This window comes from Janthinobacterium violaceinigrum, assembly GCF_009208555.1.
GTDB lineage: Bacteria > Pseudomonadota > Gammaproteobacteria > Burkholderiales > Burkholderiaceae_D > Janthinobacterium > Janthinobacterium violaceinigrum.
This window is the reverse complement of the sequence record NZ_WFLI01000016.1, coordinates 56,130-78,713: the sequence shown is the minus strand read 5'-3', so window position 1 is coordinate 78,713 and position 22,584 is coordinate 56,130. Positions and strand designations below refer to the sequence as shown.

At 64.1% G+C, this 22,584-nt stretch carries 18 protein-coding genes; 10 read left to right on the top strand and 8 right to left on the bottom strand.

Going from position 1 to position 22,584, the window contains the following annotated elements; all coding sequences use genetic code 11:
• The first annotated feature begins 67 nt into the window (after positions 1 to 67).
• Positions 68 to 2,968, top strand: coding sequence for an aminomethyl-transferring glycine dehydrogenase (gene gcvP / locus GCN75_RS15255; RefSeq protein ID WP_152283252.1), 2,901 nt, complete (start codon positions 68 to 70; stop codon positions 2,966 to 2,968).
• Between the two features lie 232 nt (positions 2,969 to 3,200).
• Here the strand turns inward: gcvP and GCN75_RS29195 are convergent, their stop codons facing one another.
• Positions 3,201 to 3,359 (bottom strand): hypothetical protein, encoded by a 159-nt coding sequence (locus tag GCN75_RS29195; protein ID WP_171985004.1) that lies wholly within the window; start codon positions 3,357 to 3,359, stop codon positions 3,201 to 3,203.
• A 174-nt stretch (positions 3,360 to 3,533) separates the two neighbouring features.
• On the opposite strand from GCN75_RS29195, the gene GCN75_RS15250 reads away from it, so the two are divergent.
• The 4 genes from GCN75_RS15250 (at position 3,534) to GCN75_RS15235 (ending at position 8,842) form a co-directional block, all read left to right on the top strand.
• Positions 3,534 to 4,751 (top strand): Bcr/CflA family efflux MFS transporter, encoded by a 1,218-nt coding sequence (locus tag GCN75_RS15250; protein WP_152283251.1) that lies wholly within the window; start codon positions 3,534 to 3,536, stop codon positions 4,749 to 4,751.
• A gap of 25 nt (positions 4,752 to 4,776) precedes the next feature.
• Positions 4,777 to 5,385 (top strand): TetR/AcrR family transcriptional regulator, encoded by a 609-nt coding sequence (locus GCN75_RS15245; RefSeq protein WP_226941411.1) that lies wholly within the window; start codon positions 4,777 to 4,779, stop codon positions 5,383 to 5,385.
• 394 nt (positions 5,386 to 5,779) lie between these two features.
• Positions 5,780 to 8,464: a magnesium-translocating P-type ATPase gene (mgtA, locus tag GCN75_RS15240; protein ID WP_152283249.1), complete on the top strand. Its 2,685-nt coding sequence runs from the start codon at positions 5,780 to 5,782 to the stop codon at positions 8,462 to 8,464.
• A gap of 36 nt (positions 8,465 to 8,500) precedes the next feature.
• Complete coding sequence (locus tag GCN75_RS15235; protein ID WP_152283248.1) at positions 8,501 to 8,842, top strand: DUF6677 family protein; 342 nt, start codon at positions 8,501 to 8,503, stop codon at positions 8,840 to 8,842.
• 33 nt (positions 8,843 to 8,875) lie between these two features.
• Here GCN75_RS15235 and GCN75_RS15230 read toward each other — a convergent pair whose 3' ends face one another.
• Together GCN75_RS15230 and GCN75_RS15225 are read right to left on the bottom strand one after the other, a co-directional pair.
• Positions 8,876 to 9,442, bottom strand: coding sequence for an RrF2 family transcriptional regulator (locus GCN75_RS15230; RefSeq protein ID WP_152283247.1), 567 nt, complete (start codon positions 9,440 to 9,442; stop codon positions 8,876 to 8,878).
• A 59-nt stretch (positions 9,443 to 9,501) separates the two neighbouring features.
• The gene (locus GCN75_RS15225; protein ID WP_152283246.1) at positions 9,502 to 10,710 is read right to left on the bottom strand and encodes an NAD(P)/FAD-dependent oxidoreductase; all 1,209 of its coding nucleotides are present in this window, start codon (positions 10,708 to 10,710) and stop codon (positions 9,502 to 9,504) included.
• Between the two features lie 142 nt (positions 10,711 to 10,852).
• Here GCN75_RS15225 and GCN75_RS15220 point away from each other — a divergent pair, with 142 nt between their 5' ends.
• Positions 10,853 to 11,545, top strand: coding sequence for a ribonuclease HI family protein (locus GCN75_RS15220; RefSeq protein ID WP_226941410.1), 693 nt, complete (start codon positions 10,853 to 10,855; stop codon positions 11,543 to 11,545).
• Here the strand turns inward: GCN75_RS15220 and GCN75_RS15215 are convergent.
• From GCN75_RS15215 to GCN75_RS15200, 4 genes are all read right to left on the bottom strand, one after another.
• Positions 11,542 to 13,188 (bottom strand): methyl-accepting chemotaxis protein, encoded by a 1,647-nt coding sequence (locus GCN75_RS15215; RefSeq protein ID WP_152283244.1) that lies wholly within the window; start codon positions 13,186 to 13,188, stop codon positions 11,542 to 11,544. The two genes, GCN75_RS15220 and GCN75_RS15215, sit on opposite strands and share 4 nt — an antisense overlap.
• Before the next feature lie 86 nt (positions 13,189 to 13,274).
• Entirely contained in the window at positions 13,275 to 14,915 is a 1,641-nt protein-coding gene (locus GCN75_RS15210; protein WP_152283243.1) for a methyl-accepting chemotaxis protein, read from the bottom strand.
• Positions 14,916 to 15,157: 242 nt separating this feature from the next.
• A complete protein-coding gene (locus GCN75_RS15205; protein ID WP_152283242.1) occupies positions 15,158 to 15,649 on the bottom strand; it encodes a chemotaxis protein CheW in 492 nt (163 codons plus the stop codon).
• Positions 15,650 to 15,865: 216 nt separating this feature from the next.
• A complete protein-coding gene (locus GCN75_RS15200) occupies positions 15,866 to 16,402 on the bottom strand; it encodes a hypothetical protein (RefSeq protein ID WP_152283241.1) in 537 nt (178 codons plus the stop codon).
• 177 nt (positions 16,403 to 16,579) lie between these two features.
• Here GCN75_RS15200 and GCN75_RS15195 point away from each other — a divergent pair, with 177 nt between their 5' ends.
• The 4 genes from GCN75_RS15195 to GCN75_RS15180 all read left to right on the top strand — a co-directional run bounded on the left by GCN75_RS15195 (position 16,580) and on the right by GCN75_RS15180 (position 20,458).
• A complete protein-coding gene (locus GCN75_RS15195) occupies positions 16,580 to 17,230 on the top strand; it encodes an HD domain-containing protein (RefSeq protein WP_152283240.1) in 651 nt (216 codons plus the stop codon).
• A gap of 157 nt (positions 17,231 to 17,387) precedes the next feature.
• Positions 17,388 to 18,671: a TCR/Tet family MFS transporter gene (locus GCN75_RS15190; RefSeq protein WP_152283239.1), complete on the top strand. Its 1,284-nt coding sequence runs from the start codon at positions 17,388 to 17,390 to the stop codon at positions 18,669 to 18,671.
• Positions 18,672 to 18,771: 100 nt separating this feature from the next.
• Positions 18,772 to 19,593, top strand: coding sequence for a substrate-binding periplasmic protein (locus GCN75_RS15185; RefSeq protein ID WP_152283238.1), 822 nt, complete (start codon positions 18,772 to 18,774; stop codon positions 19,591 to 19,593).
• A gap of 7 nt (positions 19,594 to 19,600) precedes the next feature.
• A complete protein-coding gene (locus tag GCN75_RS15180; RefSeq protein WP_152283237.1) occupies positions 19,601 to 20,458 on the top strand; it encodes a DMT family transporter in 858 nt (285 codons plus the stop codon).
• Here GCN75_RS15180 and GCN75_RS15175 read toward each other — a convergent pair.
• Positions 20,455 to 22,398, bottom strand: a complete 1,944-nt coding sequence (locus GCN75_RS15175; protein ID WP_152283236.1) for a CocE/NonD family hydrolase — start codon at positions 22,396 to 22,398, stop codon at positions 20,455 to 20,457. The two genes, GCN75_RS15180 and GCN75_RS15175, sit on opposite strands and share 4 nt — an antisense overlap.
• Positions 22,399 to 22,584: the final 186 nt, after the last annotated feature.

Below are 22,584 nucleotides of genomic sequence, written 5' to 3'. Positions count from 1 at the left end.
TTTGCTTTTTTCCAGCAGCGCCCGCGCGCCGCCTCCCGGTTTTTCAGTCTTTTTTGGCCTCTATATCATGACCCGCACCAGCCTGACCCAACTCGAAGCACGCGATGCCTTCATCGCCCGCCACATCGGCCCCTCCTCCACCGAACAGCAAGCCATGCTGGCGACCCTCGGCTATCCATCGCGCGCCGCGCTGATCGACGCCCTGGTCCCGGCCAACATCCGCAACAAGGGCGCCCTGCCCCTGGGCGCCTACTCGCAGCCGATGCCGGAACAGGAAGCCCTGTCGCGCCTGAAAGCCATCGCCGGCAAGAACCAGGTGCTCAAGTCCCTGATCGGCCAGGGCTATTACAACACCTTCACGCCAGGCGTCGTACTGCGCAACATCTTTGAAAACCCGGCCTGGTACACGGCGTACACGCCTTACCAGCCCGAGATTTCGCAAGGCCGCCTGGAAGCGATCCTGAACTTCCAGCAAGTGATCACGGACCTCACCGGCATGGGCATCTCGAACGCCTCGATGCTGGACGAAGGCACGGCCGCCGCCGAAGCGATGACCCTGATCCAGCGCGTGGGCAAGTCCAAGTCGAGCGTGCTGTATGTCGCCAACGACGTGCTGCCGCAAACCCTGGAAGTGGTGCAGACGCGCGCCCAGCCGATCGGCATCGAAGTACGCACCTTCGACCCGGCTGAAATCGAATCGCTGGACGCCTGCTTCGGCGTGCTGCTGCAATACCCTGGCGTGAACGGCGTCGTGCGCGACTACCGCGCCGGCGTGGAAAAGCTGCACGCGAATGGCGCCATGGTCATCGTCGCGGCCGACCTGCTGGCCCTGACCATGCTCACGCCTCCGGGCGAATGGGGCGCCGACGTCGTCGTCGGCAACAGCCAGCGCTTCGGCGTGCCGCTCGGTTTCGGCGGCCCGCACGCGGGCTATCTGTCCACGCGCGATGAATTCAAGCGCAATATGTCGGGCCGCCTGGTGGGCGTGACCGTCGATGCGCAAGGCAACAAGGCGTATCGCCTGGCCCTGCAAACGCGCGAACAGCATATCCGCCGCGAAAAAGCGACGTCGAACATCTGCACGGCGCAAGTGCTGCTGGCCGTGATGGCCTCGATGTACGCCGTCTACCACGGCCCGGCCGGCCTGCTGCAGATCGCCCAGCGCGTGCACCGCTTTACGGGCGTGCTGGCCGCCAACCTGAAGACCCTGGGCTATGGCGTCGTCAACGCGAGCTACTTCGACACCCTGACCATCAACGTGGCCGATGCGGCGCAACTGCACGCGACGGCCACGCACCACGGCGTCAACCTGCGCAAGATCGACAATACCCATGTGGGCGTGTCGCTGGACGAAACCACCACGCGCGACGATATCGCGCTGCTGTGGAAGGTGTTCGCGCACGGCCTGGCCAACGCGCCTGCCGCGCCTGACCTGGACGCAGTGGAAGCGGGCGTCACCAGCGCCCTGCCGGCGCAGCTGGCGCGCGAAAGCGCCTACCTGACCCACCCCGTCTTCAACAGCTACCACTCGGAACACGAAATGCTGCGCTACCTGCGCAGCCTGGCCGACAAGGACCTGGCGCTGGACCGCACCATGATCCCGCTGGGCTCGTGCACCATGAAGCTGAACGCGACGAGCGAAATGATTCCCGTCACCTGGCCGGAATTCTCGAACATCCACCCGTTCGCGCCCGATGCGCAAACCGTGGGCTACCGCGAAATGATCGCGCAGCTGGAAGAAATGCTGTGCGCCTTGACGGGCTACGCGGCCGTCTCGCTGCAGCCGAACGCTGGCTCGCAGGGTGAATATGCGGGCCTGCTGGTGATCAAGGCGTACCACGAGTCGCGCGGCGAAGGCCACCGCAACATCTGCCTGATTCCGTCGTCGGCGCACGGCACCAACCCTGCCTCGGCCAATATGGTCGGCATGCAGGTGGTCGTCACCAGCTGCGACGCCAACGGCAACGTGGACCTGGCCGACCTGAAGGCGAAAGCGGAAAAGCACAGCGCCAACCTGGCCTGCGTGATGGTCACCTACCCGTCCACCCACGGCGTGTTTGAAGAAGGCATCCAGGAACTGTGCGAGATCATCCACTCGCACGGCGGCCAGGTCTACATCGACGGCGCCAACATGAACGCGCTGGTCGGCGTGGCCGCTCCCGGCAGTTTTGGGGGCGACGTGTCGCACCTGAACCTGCACAAGACCTTCTGCATCCCGCACGGCGGCGGCGGACCAGGCGTGGGCCCGATCGGCGTGGGCGCCCACCTGGCGAAATTCCTGCCGAACCAGCGTTCGTCGGGCTACCAGCGCGACGCCGCCGGCATCGGCGCCGTCAGCGCCGCGCCATTCGGCTCGGCCAGCATCCTGCCGATTTCGTGGATGTACATCGCCATGATGGGCGCGGAAGGCTTGACGGCCGCCACCGAGACGGCGATCCTGGCGGCGAACTACATCGCGCGCCGTCTGGCGCCGCACTACCCCGTGCTGTACTCGGGCCACGACGGCCTGGTCGCGCACGAGTGCATCCTGGACCTGCGCCCGATCACGGACGCCACCGGCATCAGCAACGAAGACGTGGCCAAGCGCTTGATGGACTTCGGCTTCCATGCGCCGACCATGAGCTTCCCCGTGCCGGGCACCCTGATGATCGAGCCGACGGAAAGCGAATCGAAAGTGGAGATCGACCGCTTCATCGACGCCATGATCGCCATCCGCGCGGAAATCGCCAAGGTCGCCAGCGGTGAATTCGACCACGACGACAACCCTTTGAAGAACGCGCCGCACACGGCACAGGTATTGATGTCGGACAACTGGGAACGCAAGTACAGCCGTGAAATCGCGGCCTACCCCGTCGCTTCCCTGCGCCAGCGCAAATACTGGCCGCCGGTCGGCCGCGCCGACAACGTGTACGGCGACCGCAACCTGTTCTGCGGCTGCGCGCCGATCAGTTCATACGAAGAGGAATAACGCCAGACCAAACCTACTGCGCGTCGCGCTTTGCGGCCGGCGATGCTCACCGTACTAGAGTACGGTTGCGCCTCTCGGCCGCAAGGGGGCGCCGAGCCTCACTGATGCTCGCTACGGTTTTGTCAGGCGTCAAAACTCAGCAATCAAGAAATAAAATTCCGGCAGAAACCGGGAGTATTAAGTTAAAACAGAACGGCAGGCCGCAAGGTCTGCCGTTTTTTTATGCGCCGCGCTATAACGCCAGCAAGGCCGCACCCGGCAATCCCAGGGCGGTGCCCAGCATCGTCAGCAACACGACATCGCGCCGCTCGCAACGGGCGCGGTGCGAACTCCAGGCGGCAAACAGCAGGGCTACGGCCACGCCGCTGAGCGAAATACCCACTTCCGTCATGCCGGCTCTCCCCGCGGATGCGGCGCACCCGTCACTATTTCTTTTCTCATCGTCCTCATCCTTTTCAGTTAGCTAGCAACTTATCCACTCACCTACCTATCGGTAGGTAGCCAGTGTACAATAAAAAAGACGGCAGTGTCCATGCCGGTTTTTTGACGACACGAAGGAATCGCAATGCAGCAGCAACCCCCTCTCCCCGCCGCCAGTCTCGGGCTGGCCGCTTCCCTGGCCCTGGTGGCCGTGCTCGGTCCGGCCGGCATCGACATGTACCTCGCTTCGATGCCGGCCATGGCGCGCGAGCTGCACACCTCGTATGCGAACGTGCAGCTGAGCCTGACCGTCTTCCTGCTGGCGCTGGGCGGCGGGCAATTGCTGTGCGGTCCCCTGACGGACATGCTGGGTCGGCGCCGTCCGCTGCTAGCCGGCATCGCCGTCTACATTCTTGCCGCCGCATGGGCGTCGCAGGCGGATCAGCTGAGCATGCTGCTGCTGGCGCGGACCTTGCAGGGCCTGGGCGCGGCGCTGACCCTGGTGGTCGTGATGAGCATGGTGCGCGACGTGGCCGACGGCGTCAAAGCGGCGCAGCTGTTTGCCCTCCTGATGACCATCGTGGGCCTGGCGCCCGTGCTGGCGCCCGCCGTGGGCGGCCTGCTCGACGCCCATTACGGCTGGCGCGCCGTGATGCTGGCCCTGGCCGCGCTGGGCGCCGTGACCTTGCTCAACAGCGCGCTGTTCCTGCCGGAGACCTTGCCCAGAGCCAAGCGGGTCTCGCCGCGCGGCATGCACCGCACGTATGCGCGCATCGCGCTGGACCGCGCCTTCCTGCTGCCCGCGCTGGCCCTGTCGGCCAGCTTCTTCTTCCTGTTTGCGTACATCGGCGGCGCATCGCTCGTGTACCAGCGCGATTTCGGCCTGTCGGCAGGCAGCTTCGGCCTCGTGTTCGGCGCCACGGGCGTGGCCGTGCTGCTGGGCGCCATGGCCAGCGGCCGCCTGGTGGCGCAGTACGGCGTGGCGCGCCTCTGCGTGGCGGGCAGCATGGCCATGCTGGGCGGCGCCGTGCTGGCCCTGCTGGGCGCATGGGCGGGAGCCGGCATCGCCGCCGTCGTGCCGGGCATGTTCGTGGCTCTGTTCGGCCTGGGCATCGCGGAAGCGGCGCTGATGGCCATGGCCATGGGCTCGCAACAACGCGCACTCGGTTCCACGGCCGCGCTGCTGGGCGCCTTCCAGATGACCTTGTCGTCGCTGGCCACGCCGCTGGCGGCCAGCCTGTCCGAACGGGGGCCGCTGCCCTGGCTGCTGTTCTTGACCGTGGCCGGCCTGCTGGTATCATGGCTGACCCTGGCAACTGCGCGCGTCCATCCGGCACCCGCCACCAGCCTGGGGGCGCACTGACGCTTCACTCACTATCACCCCAATGATGAAAAAACGCTCGGCTTCGGCCGATAACATCTGTGCCGTCGCCGTCGTGCACTTTTCGGAACATGGCTACGATGCCTCGTCCCTCAGCGACATCGCCGAACAGGCCGGCATGCGCAAGGCGTCGCTGTATTCGCACTTTGCCGGTAAGGACGCCCTGTTCCTCGACGTGTTTGCCGACGCCCTCGCCGAAGAGCAAGCATTCATGGATGGCTGCTTTGCCGACGAGGCGGCGCTGCCCGCGCCCGGCGGCCAGCTGGCCGGCGCCCTGTATTGCGACCGCATGGCGCAGCGCTATGCGGATTCGGCCCATCTGCGCTTCTTGCTGCGCACGGCCTATTTGCCGCCCGCCCCCCTGCGCGTGGAAGTGGGCACGGGCTACGAAGCCTTGCTGGCGCAATTGCAGCGCCATTACGTGGACAGCCTGGGCCGACTGGCGCCCGCCCTGCCGCTGCAGCGCATCGCACTGTATGCGCAAGCCTACCTGGGCATCGTCGACAGCCTGCACGTGGAGCTGATCTACGCGGGCGGCGCCGCCCTGCAGCAGCGCCATGCGGCGCTGTGGCAGATATTGTCCGATTCGCTGGCGATGGCCACGCAACATGGCTGAGCATGCGGTCTGCCACAGCCACATTACACTTTGGAAACCTAAGATTTCTTCAGTTGACACTCTTGCAGCACGTGCATAAGATGCCCCCATTATTCATTTACGGAGTCCCACGTGGGTACTTGTTCTAGTGACAGTAGCCGATCTTGTATCGGTGATTGCCTCGGCAGCTAAACAGCAAGCAACACGGAACTCCGTTTCCTCCGTGCCTTGCCAAGCAAGGTGCGGTGTCTCGCGCGGCCAGTCTGGCTGCGTGCCTCTCCCCCTCTTTCCGACCGCGACCGGCTACTGACCCGGATTGCCCTCAAGCACCATGGTCGCCCATGGTACGCTTGCGGCACGCAAGTCTTGCCTGCGGCTGCGCCGCCCGTCAACACCTCGTCGTGAAAGGAAGAGCATGAATCTCTTCACCCGTTTGTTCGAATCGTTCCTGCGCAAGCGCCATACGGCCAGCCATTTCCGCCGCCGTGCCATGCCGCTGGAAAACAGCACGGCGCGCCCCGTGCCCGACCACCTGGCGCGCCAGCTGCTAACGGCCGCCCATGAAGACCTGGAAAGCGCCCTGAACCGCCTGCACACGCGCATCGAAGGCTTGCGCGATGCCGAGGCGCAAGTCATCGGCGCACAGACGGGTCCGAACGAAGTCGAGCACGAAAAACCGCTGGCCTGGTACCAGCACCTGTGGCTGTGCTACAAGAATCCGTTCAACCTGCTGCTCACCGTACTGGCGATTGTTTCCTACCTGACAGAAGACCCGAAGGCAACCATCGTCATCGGCACCATGGTGATCTTGTCGACCCTGCTGCGCTTCGTGCAGGAAGGCCGCTCGAACCGCGCCGCCGAGCGCCTGAAAGCCATGGTCAGCAATACGGCCACCGTGCTGCGCAATGGCCAGCGCATCGAGCTGCCCATCCGCCAGCTGGTGCAGGGCGACATCATCGTGCTGTCCGCCGGCGACATGATCCCCGCCGATTGCCGCTTGCTGTCCGCAAAAGACCTGTTCGTCAGCCAGGCCGCCATGACGGGCGAATCCTTGCCGGTGGAAAAGATGGCCGAACTGGCCGACGCCCATGGCAAGGACCCGATGGAACTGGCCAATTTGCTGTTCATGGGCACAAACGTGATCTCGGGCGCCGCCACGGCGCTGGTCCTGGCCACGGGCAACCGCACCTATTTCGGCACCATCGCCACGCGCGTGACGGCCACCGAGCGCACGCCCACGGCCTTCGAGGCGGGCGTGAACAGCGTCAGCTGGCTCTTGATCCGCTTTGCCCTCGTGATGGCGCCGCTCGTCTTCCTGATCAATGGCTGGACCAAGGGCGACTGGATGGAAGCGTTCCTGTTCGCCCTGTCCGTGGCCGTGGGCCTGACGCCGGAAATGCTGCCCATGATCGTCACCAGCACCCTGGCCAAGGGCGCCGTGAAACTGTCGAAAAAGAAAGTCGTCGTGAAACGCCTGGATGCCATCCAGAACTTCGGCGCCATGGACGTGCTGTGCACGGACAAGACGGGTACCTTGACGCAAGACAAGATCGTGCTGGAGCGCCATACCGACGTGTTCGGCCAGCAATCCGATGAAGTGCTGCAATTCGCCTACCTGAACAGCCACTACCAGACGGGCTTGAAAAACCTGCTGGACCGCGCCGTGCTCGACCATGTAGAACTGCAGACGGAAATGCAGCTGGCGCGCGACTACGTGAAAGTCGATGAAATCCCGTTCGACTTCGTGCGCCGCCGCATGTCCGTCGTCGTCTCCGAACGCGACGACCACCATGAACTGATCTGCAAGGGCGCCGTCGAGGAAATCCTCGCCGCCTGCAGCCACCTGCGCCTCGGCGGCGTGAGCATTCCGCTCGATGCCGCCCTGCTGGCCAAGGTGCTGGAAACCACGCACGGCCTGAATGCGGAAGGTTTGCGCGTGGTGGCCGTGGCCGTCAAGGAAGTGCCGCCGCACAAGACCGTGTACGGCGTGGCCGATGAAACGGCGCTGACCCTGATCGGCTATGTCGCCTTCCTCGATCCGCCGAAGGAATCGACGGCGCCCGCCCTGCGCGCGCTGGCCGAACATGGCGTGACCGTGAAAGTATTGACGGGAGATAATCACCTGGTGACGGCGAAGATTTGCCGCGAAGTGGGCCTGGCCGTGCATGGCGTGCTGCAAGGTCCGCAGCTGGACGACATGGATGACGCCACCCTGGCCAAGGCGGCCGAGGACAACACCGTGTTTGCCAAGCTCAGCCCGCTGCACAAGGAGCGCCTCGTGCGCGCCCTGCGCGGCAACGGCCATATCGTCGGCTTCATGGGCGACGGCATCAACGACGCGCCCGCCCTGCGCGCGGCCGACATCGGCATTTCCGTCGATTCGGCCGTCGATATCGCCAAGGAAGCGGCCGACATCATCCTGCTGGAAAAGAGCCTGATGGTGCTGGAAGAAGGCGTGCTGGAAGGCCGCCGGACCTTCAGCAACATGCTCAAATACATCCGCATGACGGCCAGCTCGAACTTCGGCAATGTGTTTTCCGTGCTGGTGGCCAGCGCCTTCCTGCCGTTCCTGCCCATGCTGCCGCTGCACTTGCTGGTGCAAAACCTGCTGTATGACGTGTCGCAGATCGCCATTCCGTTCGACAATGTCGACGCTGAACTGATCCAGAAGCCGCTGAGCTGGAACCCGCGCGACATCGGCCGCTTCATGGTGTTCTTCGGCCCCATCAGCTCGATCTTCGACATCAGCACGTTCATCCTGATGTGGCATGTGTTCGGCGCGAATACGCCAGAACAGCAAACCCTGTTCCAGTCCGGCTGGTTTGTCGTGGGCTTGCTGACGCAAACCCTGATCGTGCACCTGATCCGCACGCCCAAGCTGCCCTTCATCGACAGCATCGCTTCCGTGCCCCTGCTGGTGGCCACCACCGCCATCATGGCCGTGGGCGTATTCCTGCCCATGGGACCGCTGGCGACCTACTTCAAGCTGCAAGCCTTGCCGTTGGGCTACTTCCCCTGGCTGCTGGGCATCCTCGTGTGCTACACCCTGCTGACGACGTTCATGAAACGCGTGTACCTGCGCAAATTCGGCTGGCAATAGTATGATGGGCCGCTCTTCCTTCTCACAAAGGCACGCATGAGCGGCTCCCCCCTTTCCAAACGCACGCAGGCCCTGCTGCTGTCCGCGTTGGTCTTTCCCGGCAGCGGGCATTTCCTATTGAAACGCAAGGCGCGCGGCTGCCTGTTTGCCGTGCCTGCGCTGATCGCATTGGTGCTGGTGTTGCGCCAGATCATGGCACGATTGGATCAAATCATGGCACAGATCGACAGCGGCGCCCTGCCCCTCGATGTGCAGCTGATCGTGGAAAAAGTCGACGCCCTGTCCGCCCATGACGGCCCCGCCATGACGGTGGCCGTTTGCGTGCTGGTGGCGTGCTGGATCGGCAGCCTGGTCGATACCGTGCTGCTGAAACCCTGAGATTATGTTGACTTGGCGCCTGGCAAAGGCGTCTCAGCCCGCATCGTCCTTGACGCGGCGCGGCTTTGGTCCGCGCACAGCGGCAATGCGCGCCTCGCTGCGCACCTGCACGCGGCCGCTGAACCAGCCCTGCAAATCCTCGCCAAAGCCGGCCGGCGCCATGCTGCCCACGCCTTGCGCCAGGTCCGCCAGGGTGGTCTTGGCCAGCTCGGCGCGCATGCTTTTCTCGGCGCGCAGCATCAAGGCGTGGATGCCGCACACGCCGCTGGTCATCCAGCCGGGCGGCTCGCCTTCGTACAGGGTGCAGCGGCTGCGGATCTGCTGGCAATCGAACAGCGGTTTCGGACCTTCGATGGCATCCACCACGTCAAGCACGCTGATGTCGCCCGCCGGGCGCGCCAGCTGGTAGCCGCCGCGTATGCCTTCCGACGCCGTCACGATGCCCGCCTTCTCCAGCTTGGGGAAGATTTTTGCCAGGAACGAGACGGAAATGCCCTGCAATTCCGCCAGATCGCGGCTGCTGGCAGGCTCGGCAAGCGGCTGCGCCAGATACAGCAGGCAATGCAAGCCATACTCGGTGCCGCTTCCATAATGTGCCATGATGCCATTCCTCCGTTGCAAAACGGGGACTTTAGCACTCCCCGTTTGCAGCCGCAAGGCTACAGCGACAGCTCGAACGCGGGATCGGCCGCGGCCAGCGCCGCCGCGCTGTCGGCTGGCGGATAGATCACGCGGCCATTGATGGCCACCTTCAAGGCCTTGCCTTCGCTGCCCGTCATCCACACCTTGCGCCCCCAGCCCTGCGTGACGACGGCTCCCCACGCGCCCAGGTCCAGGCACGTCACATAATACGGCTGGCGGTAGGGCCGCGTGGCCAGCCCCAGCAGATCGGCCACGGCATTGTCGCCCGAGGAACGTCCGAGGAACATGGCGTGCTGGCAGCTCATCAGCGTGTGATTGCCATCGTCGTCCGTGGCCGCGACGGCCGCGTCGCCCGTGGCAAAGACCTTGCCTGCAGCTGGCACGCGCAAGTCGTTCGCCACCCGCAGCCGGCCCGCCGCATCCTTGTCGCCGGGAATCTGCGCCGTCAGCGCGCTGGCCCGCACGCCCGCCGTCCACACCACGGTGGCCGCCTCGATGCGCTCGCCATTGGCCGTCGTCAAGCCTTCCGCGTCGATGGCGGCCACGGCTGAACCGAGCCGGCATTCCACGCCCAGCTCCGCCAGCGCCTGTTCGATCACGGGACGCGGTCCCGGCCCCAGGTCGGGACCGATGTCGGGCGCCCGCTCGACGATGATCACCTTGATCTCGGCATCCTGCCCCAGGATGGCGCGCAGGCGGGCCGGCAGCTCGGCCGCCAGCTCGATGCCCGTGAAGCCGCCACCAGCCACGATGACCGTATTGCGCGCGGCTGATGCGGGACGCGCGGCCAGCCCGTGCAGGTGCGCATCGAGCGCCACCGCGTCGTCGCGCTGGTCGGCGCTGAAGGCAAATTCTTGCAGGCCCGGAATCTCCGGGCGGAACAGGCTGCTGCCTGCCGCCAGCACCAGGCGGTCATAGGCCAGGGTGGAACGGCTGCCGTCGGCGGCCACGATGTCGACCTCGTCGCTGGCACTGCGGATGGCTTCGACCTTGCCCGCGATGAAGCGCACGCCCGTGTCGTCGAACAGTTGCTGCAGCGGCGCCACCATGCTGGCCGGCGCCGGCTCGTACAGGCGCGGGCGCATCGTCAGTACCGCCTCGGGCGCCACCAGCGCCACTTCAATATCGCCTGCCGCAACGTTTTCCAGCTTCAGGCGGCGCACGGCAGCCAGGGCACTCCACAATCCGGCAAAGCCGGCACCAATGATCAATATGCGCTGTGTCATGTTTTTTCTCCTTGATTTAATAACGCAGACTATATCACTCCGTGTTATATCGTGCAAGCGGACAACGTAAAATGGCACAGGCCGCCTTGCGGTCCGCGCCGCACTCGCGTAGATTCGCGGCACAACGATTATGGAAAGCACCATGCAAGAGGAGTCGGCAACATTGGAGGCAGCCGCGTTCAAGAGCGAGCGGACCCGGGCGCGCCGGCTGGCGGCGCAGGAAGGCATCAGCAACGACGTGGCGCTGCAGCGCACACTGGAACAGGCGGCCGGCCAGCAAGGCCTTGCCGCCCTGCTGGCGTCGCGGGCGCAGGCGCGCGCGGCCGAAGCGCAGCGCAAGGCGCAAAAGATCAGCGACCGCCAGCAAGCGCAAGCGGCCCGGCGCCAGCCGGCGGGCCCCGCTTCGGCGTGGCGCGGCTGGTTCGACGGTTCCGCCCACCCGAATCCGGGCAAGCTGGGCATCGGCGCCCTGCTGCTGGGGCCGAATGGCGAACGCATTGAAGTGAGCGAGGCGGTCGGCTATGGCAACAGCAGCGAAGCGGAATATGCGGCCCTGACGGCCGTGCTGCAGGCGGCACTCGGCGTGCGTCCGCCACCCATGCAGCTGCTGCTGTACGGCGACAGCCAGGTGGTAATCAACGATGTATTGGGAACGACGGCGGCAGGCGCCAGGGGACTGGAAACGCAGAGGGCCACCGTAGTGGCCCTGCTGGAACAATTACACGATGTAACGCTGTGCTGGCTGCCGCGCCACCGCAATGGCGAGGCGGACCGGCTGTCGCAGCTGGCGATCGCCGGCTGGGTGGAGGACGATCCTCCACCCCTTGCCGTTTAGGCGGCGCGGCCGATCTGCAATGGCTCTTGCGGCGCCTTGGCCGCCGGGCGCTTGCCGCCGCTCACCGCCTTCAAGCCGCCGGCACCGGCCTGCTGGCCAGTCAATTTGAACACGCTGACCACTTGCGCCAGGTTGTGCGCCTGGTGCTGCATCGATTCGGCCGCGGCCGCCGACTCTTCCACCAGCGCCGCATTTTGCTGCGTGACGGCATCCATCTGGCCGATGGCCCGGTTGATCTCGTCGATGCCCACGCTTTGCTCGCTGCTGGCCGCCGTAATTTCCGTGATGATGTCGCTCACGCGCTGCACGCTGTCGACGATGTCGTTCATGGTCGAACCGGCTTGCGCCACCAGCATGCTGCCCGCGTTGACTTGCTCGACCGAGGCGCCGATCAGGGTCTTGATCTCTTTCGCCGCCGAAGCGGAGCGCTGGGCCAAGTTGCGCACTTCGGATGCCACGACGGCAAAGCCGCGGCCCTGCTCGCCCGCGCGCGCCGCTTCCACGGCCGCATTCAGGGCCAGGATATTCGTCTGGAAGGCGATGCCGTCGATGACGCTGATGATGTCGACGATCTTGTTCGACGAGGCATTGATCGATTCCATCGTGCCCACCACCTGCGCCACCACTTCGCCACCCTTGACGGCCACCTGTGCCGCCGAAGCCGCCAACTGGTTCGCCTGGCGCGCATTGTCCGCATTCTGTTTCACGGTGCTGGTCAGCTCTTCCATCGACGATGCCGTCTCTTCCAGGGAACCGGCCTGCTCTTCCGTGCGGGAAGACAGGTCCTGATTACCGGCTGCAATTTCCGTCGAGGACGTGGCGATGCTGTCCGTACCCGTGCGCACTTCGCTGACGATGTTGAGCAGGCTCGTGTTCATGTCCTTCAGTGCCAGCAGCAGTTGCCCCGTTTCATCCTTGGCGCTGGCGTCGATCTGCGCCGTCAAGTCGCCATCGGCCACCTTGCGGGCGATCTCCACGGCCGTGCGCAGGGGACGCACGATGCCTGTCGTCAGCAGCCAGGCGCAGACGACGCCAAAGCCCAGCGCCAGGGTGGCCAGGGTCAGCAGCAGGTTGCGGCTGGTCTTGGCGACTTCATCGATTTCGCGCGCCGTGGCGTCGATGCTGGCGCGCTGGTGCTGCAGCATGTCGTTGACCACTTTCAGGTATTTGGTCGAACCGAGCACGAAGACACCCTGGAACGCCTTTTCCGCCTCCGCTTCCTGCCCATCCGCCTTCAGCTTCGACACTTGCGCGCGCGAATCGAGGTAGACCTTGCGCTGCTCGCTCACCAGGCGGAACAGTTCCTTTTCTTCCGGACTGGAAATCAGCGCTTCGATTTTCTTTTGCAGCTCGCCCGATACCACGGACGACTGTTTCGCCTCTTCCGCGAAATACGCGCCCAGGGTCGTGTCGCTGCTGCGCGCAATGGCCGTGGTGCGGCGCACGCCACTGTCGATCTTCGCATACCAGTCGGAAATATAGCGCTCCTTGGCCAGCGGCAGTTCCATCATGCTGCGCGTGGCCATGGCCACGTCATGCAGACGCCACACGCTGATGCCCGTGATCAGCATGGAAAACAGCAAAATCACGGCAAAACCCAGGCCGAGGCGCACACCAATACTGACGTTTCTTAACAAATTCATGTGAATATCCTAAAAAAGCGGAACCAGACTATATAAAAAGGGAACAGCGAAGGGGACAGCGGCTGCCCGCGGCAGCCGCGGCGGCATCAGCGGGTGCCGATGCGCAAGGCAGTCTGCGGCGCTGCCGGGCGTTTCTGCGCCGGCTTTATGCCAGGCACGCCGCCGGCGCCGGCCTGTAAGCCATTGAGTTTGAAGACGCTGACCACTTGCGCCAGGTTGTGCGCCTGGTGCTGCATCGATTCGGCCGCGGCCGCCGACTCTTCCACCAGTGCCGCATTTTGCTGCGTGACGGCATCCATCTGGCCGATGGCCCGGTTGATCTCGTCGATGCCCACGCTTTGCTCGCTGCTGGCCGCCGTAATTTCCGTGATGATGTCGCTCACGCGCTGCACGCTGTCGACGATGTCGTTCATGGTCGAACCGGCTTGCGCCACCAGCATGCTGCCCGCGTTGACCTGTTCGACCGAGGCGCCGATCAGGGTCTTGATCTCTTTCGCCGCCGAAGCGGAACGCTGGGCCAGGTTGCGCACTTCCGATGCCACCACGGCAAAGCCACGGCCCTGCTCGCCCGCGCGCGCCGCTTCCACGGCTGCGTTCAGGGCCAGGATATTCGTCTGGAAGGCGATGCCGTCGATCACACTGATGATGTCGACGATCTTGTTCGACGAGGCATTGATCGATTCCATCGTACCCACCACCTGCGCCACCACTTCGCCGCCCTTGACGGCCACTTGCGCCGCCGAAGCTGCCAACTGGTTCGCCTGGCGCGCATTGTCCGCATTCTGTTTCACGGTGCTGGTCAGCTCTTCCATCGACGACGCCGTCTCTTCCAGCGAACCGGCCTGCTCTTCCGTGCGGGAAGACAGGTCCTGGTTGCCGGCGGCAATCTGCGTCGAGGACGTGGCGATGCTGTCCGTGCCGCTGCGCACTTCGCCGACGATGTTGAGCAGGCTCGTGTTCATGTCCTTCAGGGCCAGCAGCAGTTGCCCCGTTTCATCCCTGGCGCTGGCGTCGATCTGCGCCGTCAGGTCGCCATCGGCCACCTTGCGGGCGATATCGACGGCCGTGCGCAGGGGGCGCACGATGCCCGTCGTCAAGACCCAGGCGCAGACGACGCCAAAGGCCAGCGCCAGCGCCGCCAGCACCAGCATCAGGTTGCGGCTGGTATTGGCGACGGCGTCGATCTCGCGCGCCGTCGTGTCGATCGTGGCGCGCTGGTGCTCCAGCAAGTCCGAGACCATCTTCTGGTACTTGGCGGCGGCCGGCACGAAGGTCTTTTCAAACACCTCGTTGGCCGCGTCGGCCTGCGATTCGCCCTTCAGCTTGTAGACCTGGTCGCGCGAACCGATGTAGACCTTGCGCTGTTCCAGCAAGCCCGCGAACATGGCTTTTTCCTCGGGCTTGTCGATCAAGGCCTCGATCTTCTTTTGCAGCTCGGCCGAGCTGGCCGACGAGACTTTCGATTCTTCGGCGAAATAACCGCTGAGCGAGGTATCGCTGCTGCGGGCAATCGCGATGGTGCGGCGCACGGCACTGTCGATGCGGCCATACCAGTCGGAAATATAGCGTTCCTTGGCCAGCGGCTGCTCCATCATGACGCGCGTGGCGCTGGCCACGTCGTGCAGGCGCCAGACGCTGATGCCCGTAATGAGCATGGAAAACAGCAAAATCACGGCAAAACCGAGTCCCAGGCGGACACCGATGCTGACGTTGCGTAATACATTCATGTGACTATCCTAAAAACCCGGATGCCGGCGTGGCGGCCGGCCGGCGCTCCCGCTCTGGGCGGGCGCTGGCTGGCTGACGTGGCGAAACGGGCGTAAAAAGTGAAACTCAAGTGAAACTGGCGCACGGTTCGGCTGAACCGTGCGCCAGGAAATGCGCTAGCGTGCGCCTTGCAGAAAAAGCAAACAATGCTTGGGGTCAATTGTTCCCTACAAACATGACCTAACTGACCTTCAGCAAGAATTTAGGCAGCCAGTTTTTCAATCAAACCCATGTCGGCGCTGGACATCAGCTGGTCGATATCGACGAGGATCAGCATGCGCTCGTCGATGGTGCCCAGGCCGATCACGTATTCCGTGTTGATCGAGCGGCCCATGTCCGGCGCCGGCTTGATCTGTTCCGGCAGCAAGGTGGTGACGTCGGAGACGCGGTCGACGACCATGCCCACCACGCGGTTGCCGATATTGAGGATGATGACGACGGTAAACTGGTCGTAGCTTGGCGTGCCCAGGTTGAACTTGATGCGCATGTCGACGATCGGCACGATGATGCCGCGCAGGTTGACCACGCCCTTGACGAACTCGGGCGCGTTGGCGATGCGGGTCGGCGTTTCATAGCTGCGGATTTCGCTGACTTTCTGGATGTCGATGCCATACTCTTCCTGGCCCAGGGTAAAAGCCAGGTATTCGGCAGCCTTGGCAACGGTTGCGCCAGCGTCGCTGGAAATGGTGTTCATGATAATCCTTTAGGAATGTCGCAGGACGCGCCTCTCACCGGCCTTTGGGCGCCCAGATGGAATTTATTAAATAATGCACTGAAATTGCAATGCGGCAATGTTACCGCATGTAAATTTTCAGTGCACTAAAAAAGAGCATCGTTCTTTCCGCGAGATCACGATTACCTGACTTTGTCGCAAAAGCATCACGCCTGGATACCCGCCGTTATTGTGTCGCTATTGTGCCGCCTTCGCCCCGCCATCCTCTTCCGACGGCAGATTGAACGACACTGTATAGACAAAATCCATGGTGCAAGGCACGCCGCTGCACAGTCCCGGCTTGTAGCGCTGCTTGATCGCGGCAGCTGCGGCAAAGTTCGCCATCTTGTCGTCCGGTGATTCGAAGATGGCCACTTCCTTGCCCTCCCCCCTGCTATTGACCTGCACCGCCAGCACCAGCTTGCCCCGTACTTGCAAGATGCGCTGTGCCGCATACACTTCGCGCAGGAACGGCTCCGGGCCCTTGATCGGATAGGGAGGCTCGTCCGCGGCCGGCAAACCCTCGTACTGATCTCGCACGCTCAGCTTCTGTTCCTCGCTCAGTTGCGCATAGCTGTAATTCACGGGAATGCTGCCCTTGACACCCTTGCGCTTGATGATGGTGCCGGTCTCCGCCATATCCTCGCTCAAGGTATAGCGGGGAGCCTCCTGGGCCCAGGAAGCTGCGTGGCCGCAGGCAAGAAACAAACCGGCTATCAGCCAATAACGGGACATTGGTTATCCTTTGCAATGTGGAATTATTATTTTTCAAAAATATCTGATAGGCAATAAAATACCAAGGCGCGCATTCTGCTTAGAAGTAAATAAAAAAGCAAGTGCTTAAAGCAATGGATGCATGCGCGGCGGCGTTTTATGCCACACTGGCGGCCCCTGCTTTTTACGACTGTGAACATGCATTCTTTGCTTTCCCAATGGCAACCACGCCTGCTGGCGCTGGCCACGGCCGGCCTGGGCGACGACAGCGCCCACGACATCAACCACCTGCAGCGCGTCTGGCGCAATGCCAGTGTCCTGCTGCAAGAACATGCGCAGGCCGACGCCCTCACCGTGATGGCCGCCTGCTATCTGCACGACTTGGTGAACTTGCCGAAAAACCATCCCGAACGTCACCTGGCCTCGCGCCAGGCGGCAGTGCTGGCGTGCCGCCAGCTGGCCGAGCTGGATTTCCCGGCAGAAAAACTGGCCGGCGTGGCCCACGCCATCGAGACGCACAGTTTTTCCGCCGACCTGCCGCCGCATACGCTCGAAGCGCAGATCGTGCAGGATGCCGACCGCATCGACGCGCTGGGCGCCGTGGGACTGGCGCGGCTGTTCTATACGGCGGCGCGCATGGACAGCGCGCTGGCCCATGGCACGGACCCGCTGGCCCGGCATCGCGAACTGAATGACAAGGCGTACGCGCTCGACCATATCGTTACCAAGCTGGACAAACTGCCCGGCAAGATGCAGACGGCGGCGGGCCGCAGGCTGGCCGAACAGCGGCTGGCCGTACTGACGGATTTCCGCGCCGCCTTTGCCCAGGAATGGGGAATTGCCGACTAGCATGGGTGGCGATAGCCAGCACCGCCCATGCTGTCTATAATACAAGGCTCAGCTATCACGCCGTGGCGTCGGCAGGAACCTGCAACGCGCCGGCGCAACGCCAACAATTGAACTCCGCACGCCGCACGGCGGCGCGGAGTGCGCGCCGAAAGCATGCATGTCCGATAAAACCAGCCCCGACAGCCAATCACCGTCTTCCGCCGCCGCGCCCGCGCGTGCCGGCAACCTCAATTTCATCCTCGTCTGCGTCTTCATCGACATGCTGGGCATCGGCCTCGTGGTGCCCGTGCTGCCCATCCTGATCGGCGACTTTGTCAGCGGCAAGGATCAGCAAGCGTTCTGGTACGGCATCATGGCGGCCGTCTTCGGCTTGCTGCAATTCATTTTCATGCCCATGCTGGGCGCCATCAGCGACCGCGTGGGACGCCGTCCCGTACTGCTGTACTCGATGGCCGGCATGGGCATCAACTTTCTCGCCACGGGCTGGGCGCCCAACCTGGCCTGCCTGTTCATCGGCCGCATCATCGGCGGCGTCTCGTCGGCCAGCATGTCGGTGGCGTCCGCCTATGCTTCCGACATTTCCACGCCCGACAACCGCGCCAAGAGTTTCGGCAAGATCGGCGCCGCCTTCGGCCTGGGCTTCATTTGCGGCCCCATGCTGGGCGGCCTGCTGGGCGAGGTCAATCTGCACCTGCCGTTTTACGTGGCGGCGGGCCTGTCGGCGGCCAATTTCATCTATGGCTATTTCTTCGTGCCCGAGTCGCTGCAGCCGGGTCCGCGCGCGCCGTTCACCCTGGCCCGCATCAATCCGTTTGCCGCCCTGCTCAAGCTGGTGCGCCGCGTGGACATCCGCGGCCTCGTACTGGCCTTCGGCCTGATGACGTTTGCGCAAATGATGCTCAACACCACCTGGGTGCTGTACACGCATTTCCGCTTCGACTGGACGCCGCGCCAGAACGGCATCGCCCTGTTCTGCGTGGGCCTGTGCGCGGCCGTGGTGCAGGCGGGCTTGCTGGGCATCCTCATCAAGCGCTTTGGCGAAGTGCGCCTGTCGCTGCTGGGCATGGCCTCGGGCGCCCTCACCTACCTGCTGTACGGCCTGGCCACGCAGGGCTGGATGATGTATGCGCTGATCCTGTGCAACCTGCTGGCCTTTGCCGCGGGCCCGGCCCTGCAAGGCATCATCTCGAAGGCGTCCGGCGCCGGCGAACAGGGGGAGCTGATGGGCTCGCTGCAATCGATCAGCAGCCTGGGCATCATCATCATGCCCTTGCTGGGCAGCATGATCCTCGGTGAAGTGAGCCATTTGCCGCCCCAGGACTGGCGCATCGGCAGCACCTTCTATCTGTGCGCCATCATGCAAACCCTGGGCATCGTGGTGGCCTGGCGCTACTTCAAGGCACAACGTCAGGCAAGACTTGTGGTTTCCACCACAAAGTAGTCAGCAGGATAATATTGCATTTGGGAAATAAATAGGCGAGAATGGGATAATCAACCGCGCGTTACCGACGCCCGGCATTCGATGGTGAGCAAGGATGGGTATGACTGACTTTTATTTCAGCGCCTGGCGCCGAACCGTGGCCGTGCTGGCGCTGGCGCTGCCGTCGCTGGCCGGTGCGCAATGCTCGCGCGACATCCAGGTGCCCGTCTCGGCCATCGGCGCCAGCGTGGTGGTCAATGGCGCCAGCATCGGCGGCATCTATCCCGACCTGCTGCGCAGCATGGGCACGCGCCTGGGCTGCAATTTCATCTTCACGGCCGTGCCGCGCGCCCGCCTGGAAGCGATGTTCGAGGCGGGCAAGGCCGACTTGCTGATGCCGGCCAGCAGCACCTTGCGGCGCGACCAGCATGGCCTGTTCATCCCCATGCTGGGCAGCCGCCCCCTGCTGATCTCGCTGCAGGGCGCGCGCGCGCCCATCAACACCATGCAGGAACTGATCGAGCGGCGCGAACTGCGCGTGGCGCTGGTGCGCGGCTACGACTATGGCGCACCGTACCAGGCGCTGGCAAAAGAGCTGAGCAGCCAGGGACGCCTGTTCTACGAAGTCGACGCGCTGTCCGTGGCGCGCCTGATGCAAAGCGGCTTCATCGACGCCACCATCATGGCACCCACCATCCTGGCCGGCGTGGCGCAAAACGATGCGCGCGTGTATGGCCTGGCCGACCGCCTGCGCCTGGAAGCGCTGCCGGAATTACCGTGGGGCATGAGCGGCATCTACCTGTCGCGCAAGTCGCTGACGGCGGAAGACCAGGCGACCTTGCGCGACCTGCTGGAAAAGACGGGCCGCTCGGGCTCCCTGATGGACGCCTTCCAGCGCCATCACCGCCAGGAACTGCTGTCGCTCAGCATACGCCCCCGCTAAGGCTAGCATGTCCGGTCTTGTCGTCGCCGTCGTCCTGTTTGCCGCCCTCCTGCACGCCAGCTGGAATGCCATCGTCAAGTCGGGCAAGGATACCTTTCTCAGCACGGTGCTGGTGTCCGTGGGCGCCGCCCTGATCTCGCTGGCCGTGCTGCCCTTCGTGCCTGCGCCGGCGCCCGCCAGCTGGCCCTACCTGGCCGCCTCGGCCGTGGCGCAGCTGGCCTATTACTCGCTGCTGGCGGCCGCCTACAAGGCGGGCGACATGAGCCACGCCTATCCCCTGATGCGCGGCAGCGCGCCGCTGCTCGTGGCGCTGGCCAGCTGGCCGCTGATCGGCGAACGGCTGTCTTCCATGCAGATGGGCGCCGTCGCCTGCATCTGCGGGGGCATCTTCGGCCTGTATGTTGCCGCGCGTACGCCCGCCATCGGCAGCATGCCGAGAAACACGGGACGCGCCACCGCCTTTGCACTGGGCAACGCCTGCGTCATTGCCAGCTATACCCTGATCGACGGCATCGGCGTGCGCCTGTCCGGCGCGCCGGCCGCCTACACGATGTGGATTTTTGTCTTGAACGGCGCGGGACTGCTGCTGTGGACGGCATTGCGCCGCCCCGCCGACTTGCTTGCCTATGCGCAAACGCAATGGCGCCTGGCCGCCGTTGGCGGCTTCGGCACCCTGGCTTCGTATGGCCTGGCCCTGTGGGCCATGACACAGGCGCCCGTGGCCGCCATCGCGGCCCTGCGCGAGACCTCGATCCTGTTCGCCATCGCCATCGCGGCCCTGTTCCTGCGCGAAAAAATCAGCCCCCGCCGCTACCTGGCCATCGGCCTGATCGCGGCGGGAGCCATCCTGATGCGAATCGCTTAGCGCGCGTCGAGCGGCGCTATCGGCAACTCGATCGCGCTGGCAGCCCCTGCCGCGTGGTACACGCGCTGCGTCGCCTTTCTATAATGGCCGGGGTCGGCCAGGAAGATGTTCGGCACGTAAATTTGCGGATTGCGGTCGTACAGGGGGAACCAGCTCGACTGCACTTGCACGGCAATGCGGTGGCCGGGCAGGAAGACGTGATTTGCGTTCGGCAAAGCGAAGCGGTAGCGCTCCACCTTGCCCGCCGGTATCGGCGTCGGGTGTTCGAAGCTGTCGCGGTAGCGGCCGCGGAAGATATCCATCGCCACGCCCAACTGGTAGCCGCCCATGGCCGGCTGCGACGGCACTTCGTCCGGATACACGTCGATCAGTTTCACGACCCAGTCGGCGTCCGTGCCGCTGGTGGCGGCAAACAGGTTGACCATCGGCGCGCCGGCGATGCGCACGGCCGTCTTCAACGGTTCGGAAACGTAGCTGAGCACGTCCGTGCGGTCCGCATAGCCGCGCTGGTCGCTGACCAGCCATGGCTTCCACACGTCGGCGTCGGTGAGGCGCACGGGACGGGCCACGAAAGGCACGGGTTTCGCCGGATCGGCCACGTACTCATCGAACGCCCCTTCAGCCGCATCCGCAGCGCCCGATGGCGCCGCAAAGCCCAGCCTGGAACCGTCCTGCAGGTAGATCGGCGTCAGCTTCGTGTCGCACGTCTCGCAGGCCAGCGGCCACTGCTGCAGGCGCTGCCACTGGTTGGTGCCGCTCTGGTACGACACCACGGGGGCCGTGTTCGCATCCGGCGCGCCATCCTTCAGGTATTGATTGAGGAATGGCTGCATGACCTTTTCGCGGAACTGGCGCGCCGTGTCGCCGTCAAACTTCAGGGCGCCCAGGCTGGAACCGTCATAGTTGACGCCACTATGGCGCCACGGGCCGATGGCCAGGTAATTGAGGTTATTGCGCTTGTCGCGCCCTTCCATCGCCGCGTAGGTGGCGTAGGGGCCATAGATGTCTTCCTGGTCCCACTGCCCCACCACATGCATGGTGGGCACGATCAGCGGGCGCTTGGCCAGGATCTTGTCGAGTGCCTGTTCTTGCCAGTAACTGTCGTAGGCCGGGTGCTCGAACAGTTTTTTCGTGTAGGTCAGCTTGTCGATGCCGAATTTCTTCGCGAAATCGCCGGCCGAGCCGATGCGCAGGTACGCGTCGTACTCGTCATACACGCCCAGCGCGGGCGCCTCGGCGCTGCCGCGGGCGCTCGTCTGCCAGGCCAGGTAGGACAGGCTGGGCATGCGGAAGGCGCCGTTGTGGAACCAGTCGTCGCCGCGCCAGCCATCGACCATGGCGCTCATGGGGATGGCCACCTTCAGGGCCGGATGCGGGTCGACCAGGGCCATCAGCACCGTATGGCCTTCATACGAGGAACCCAGCATGCCCACCTTGCCATTCGTTTCCGGCACGTTTTTCACCAGCCAGTCGATCGTGTCCCACGCATCGGTGACGTTGTCCACCTTGGTATGGTTCAAGGGGCCGCGCACGGGGCGCGTCATCACATAATCGCCTTCCGAGCCATGCTTGCCCCGCACGTCCTGGAATACGCGGATGTAGCCGTTCTCGACCAGGGTGTCGTCGCCCTGCGGCAGGGTCGCCAGCATGCTGGGGCTGGCTGCGCGCTGGGCGCGGCGGGCCGCATTGTACGGCGTGCGCGTGAGCATGATGGGCGCTTTCTGGGCGCCTTTCGGCACGACGATCACCGTGTACAGCTTGACACCGTCGCGCATGGGGATCATCACCACGCGCTTGACGTAATCGTTCAAGTCGGGCATCACCAGCTTGGCGCCGATATCGGGCGTCATGGGCGGTGTTTGCGCCAGCACGGGCGCGGCAAACAGGGAACTGATAACAAGAGCCAGACCGGTGAGCCGGACGGGGGACGAAACGCGCATACTGTTCTCCAATGGATTCATGCCACGCAAAAGTGGCCGAACGGCAATAGTACCCGGAAAGCAAGTCCTGCAGAAGGCCAGCCTCTGACGCAGCGCAGCAGATATATGGGGCCGCAACTTGACAGAACGCGTACGAACTGCAACCATAACGCCATGAAATTTATCCCGTCACAACACGCCTGCTTG

Bases quoted from the DNA above. Each gene is read 5' to 3' on its own strand.
- gcvP (WP_152283252.1), top strand. From the start codon at position 68: ATGACCCGCACCAGCCTGACCCAACTCGAAGCACGCGATGCCTTCATC.
- GCN75_RS29195 (WP_171985004.1), bottom strand. From the start codon at position 3,359: ATGACGGAAGTGGGTATTTCGCTCAGCGGCGTGGCCGTAGCCCTGCTG.
- GCN75_RS15250 (WP_152283251.1), top strand. From the start codon at position 3,534: ATGCAGCAGCAACCCCCTCTCCCCGCCGCCAGTCTCGGGCTGGCCGCT.
- GCN75_RS15245 (WP_226941411.1), top strand. From the start codon at position 4,777: ATGAAAAAACGCTCGGCTTCGGCCGATAACATCTGTGCCGTCGCCGTC.
- mgtA (WP_152283249.1), top strand. From the start codon at position 5,780: ATGAATCTCTTCACCCGTTTGTTCGAATCGTTCCTGCGCAAGCGCCAT.
- GCN75_RS15235 (WP_152283248.1), top strand. From the start codon at position 8,501: ATGAGCGGCTCCCCCCTTTCCAAACGCACGCAGGCCCTGCTGCTGTCC.
- GCN75_RS15230 (WP_152283247.1), bottom strand. From the start codon at position 9,442: ATGGCACATTATGGAAGCGGCACCGAGTATGGCTTGCATTGCCTGCTG.
- GCN75_RS15225 (WP_152283246.1), bottom strand. From the start codon at position 10,710: ATGACACAGCGCATATTGATCATTGGTGCCGGCTTTGCCGGATTGTGG.
- GCN75_RS15220 (WP_226941410.1), top strand. From the start codon at position 10,853: ATGCAAGAGGAGTCGGCAACATTGGAGGCAGCCGCGTTCAAGAGCGAG.
- GCN75_RS15215 (WP_152283244.1), bottom strand. From the start codon at position 13,188: ATGAATTTGTTAAGAAACGTCAGTATTGGTGTGCGCCTCGGCCTGGGT.
- GCN75_RS15210 (WP_152283243.1), bottom strand. From the start codon at position 14,915: ATGAATGTATTACGCAACGTCAGCATCGGTGTCCGCCTGGGACTCGGT.
- GCN75_RS15205 (WP_152283242.1), bottom strand. From the start codon at position 15,649: ATGAACACCATTTCCAGCGACGCTGGCGCAACCGTTGCCAAGGCTGCC.
- GCN75_RS15200 (WP_152283241.1), bottom strand. From the start codon at position 16,402: ATGTCCCGTTATTGGCTGATAGCCGGTTTGTTTCTTGCCTGCGGCCAC.
- GCN75_RS15195 (WP_152283240.1), top strand. From the start codon at position 16,580: ATGCATTCTTTGCTTTCCCAATGGCAACCACGCCTGCTGGCGCTGGCC.
- GCN75_RS15190 (WP_152283239.1), top strand. From the start codon at position 17,388: ATGTCCGATAAAACCAGCCCCGACAGCCAATCACCGTCTTCCGCCGCC.
- GCN75_RS15185 (WP_152283238.1), top strand. From the start codon at position 18,772: ATGACTGACTTTTATTTCAGCGCCTGGCGCCGAACCGTGGCCGTGCTG.
- GCN75_RS15180 (WP_152283237.1), top strand. From the start codon at position 19,601: ATGTCCGGTCTTGTCGTCGCCGTCGTCCTGTTTGCCGCCCTCCTGCAC.
- GCN75_RS15175 (WP_152283236.1), bottom strand. From the start codon at position 22,398: ATGCGCGTTTCGTCCCCCGTCCGGCTCACCGGTCTGGCTCTTGTTATC.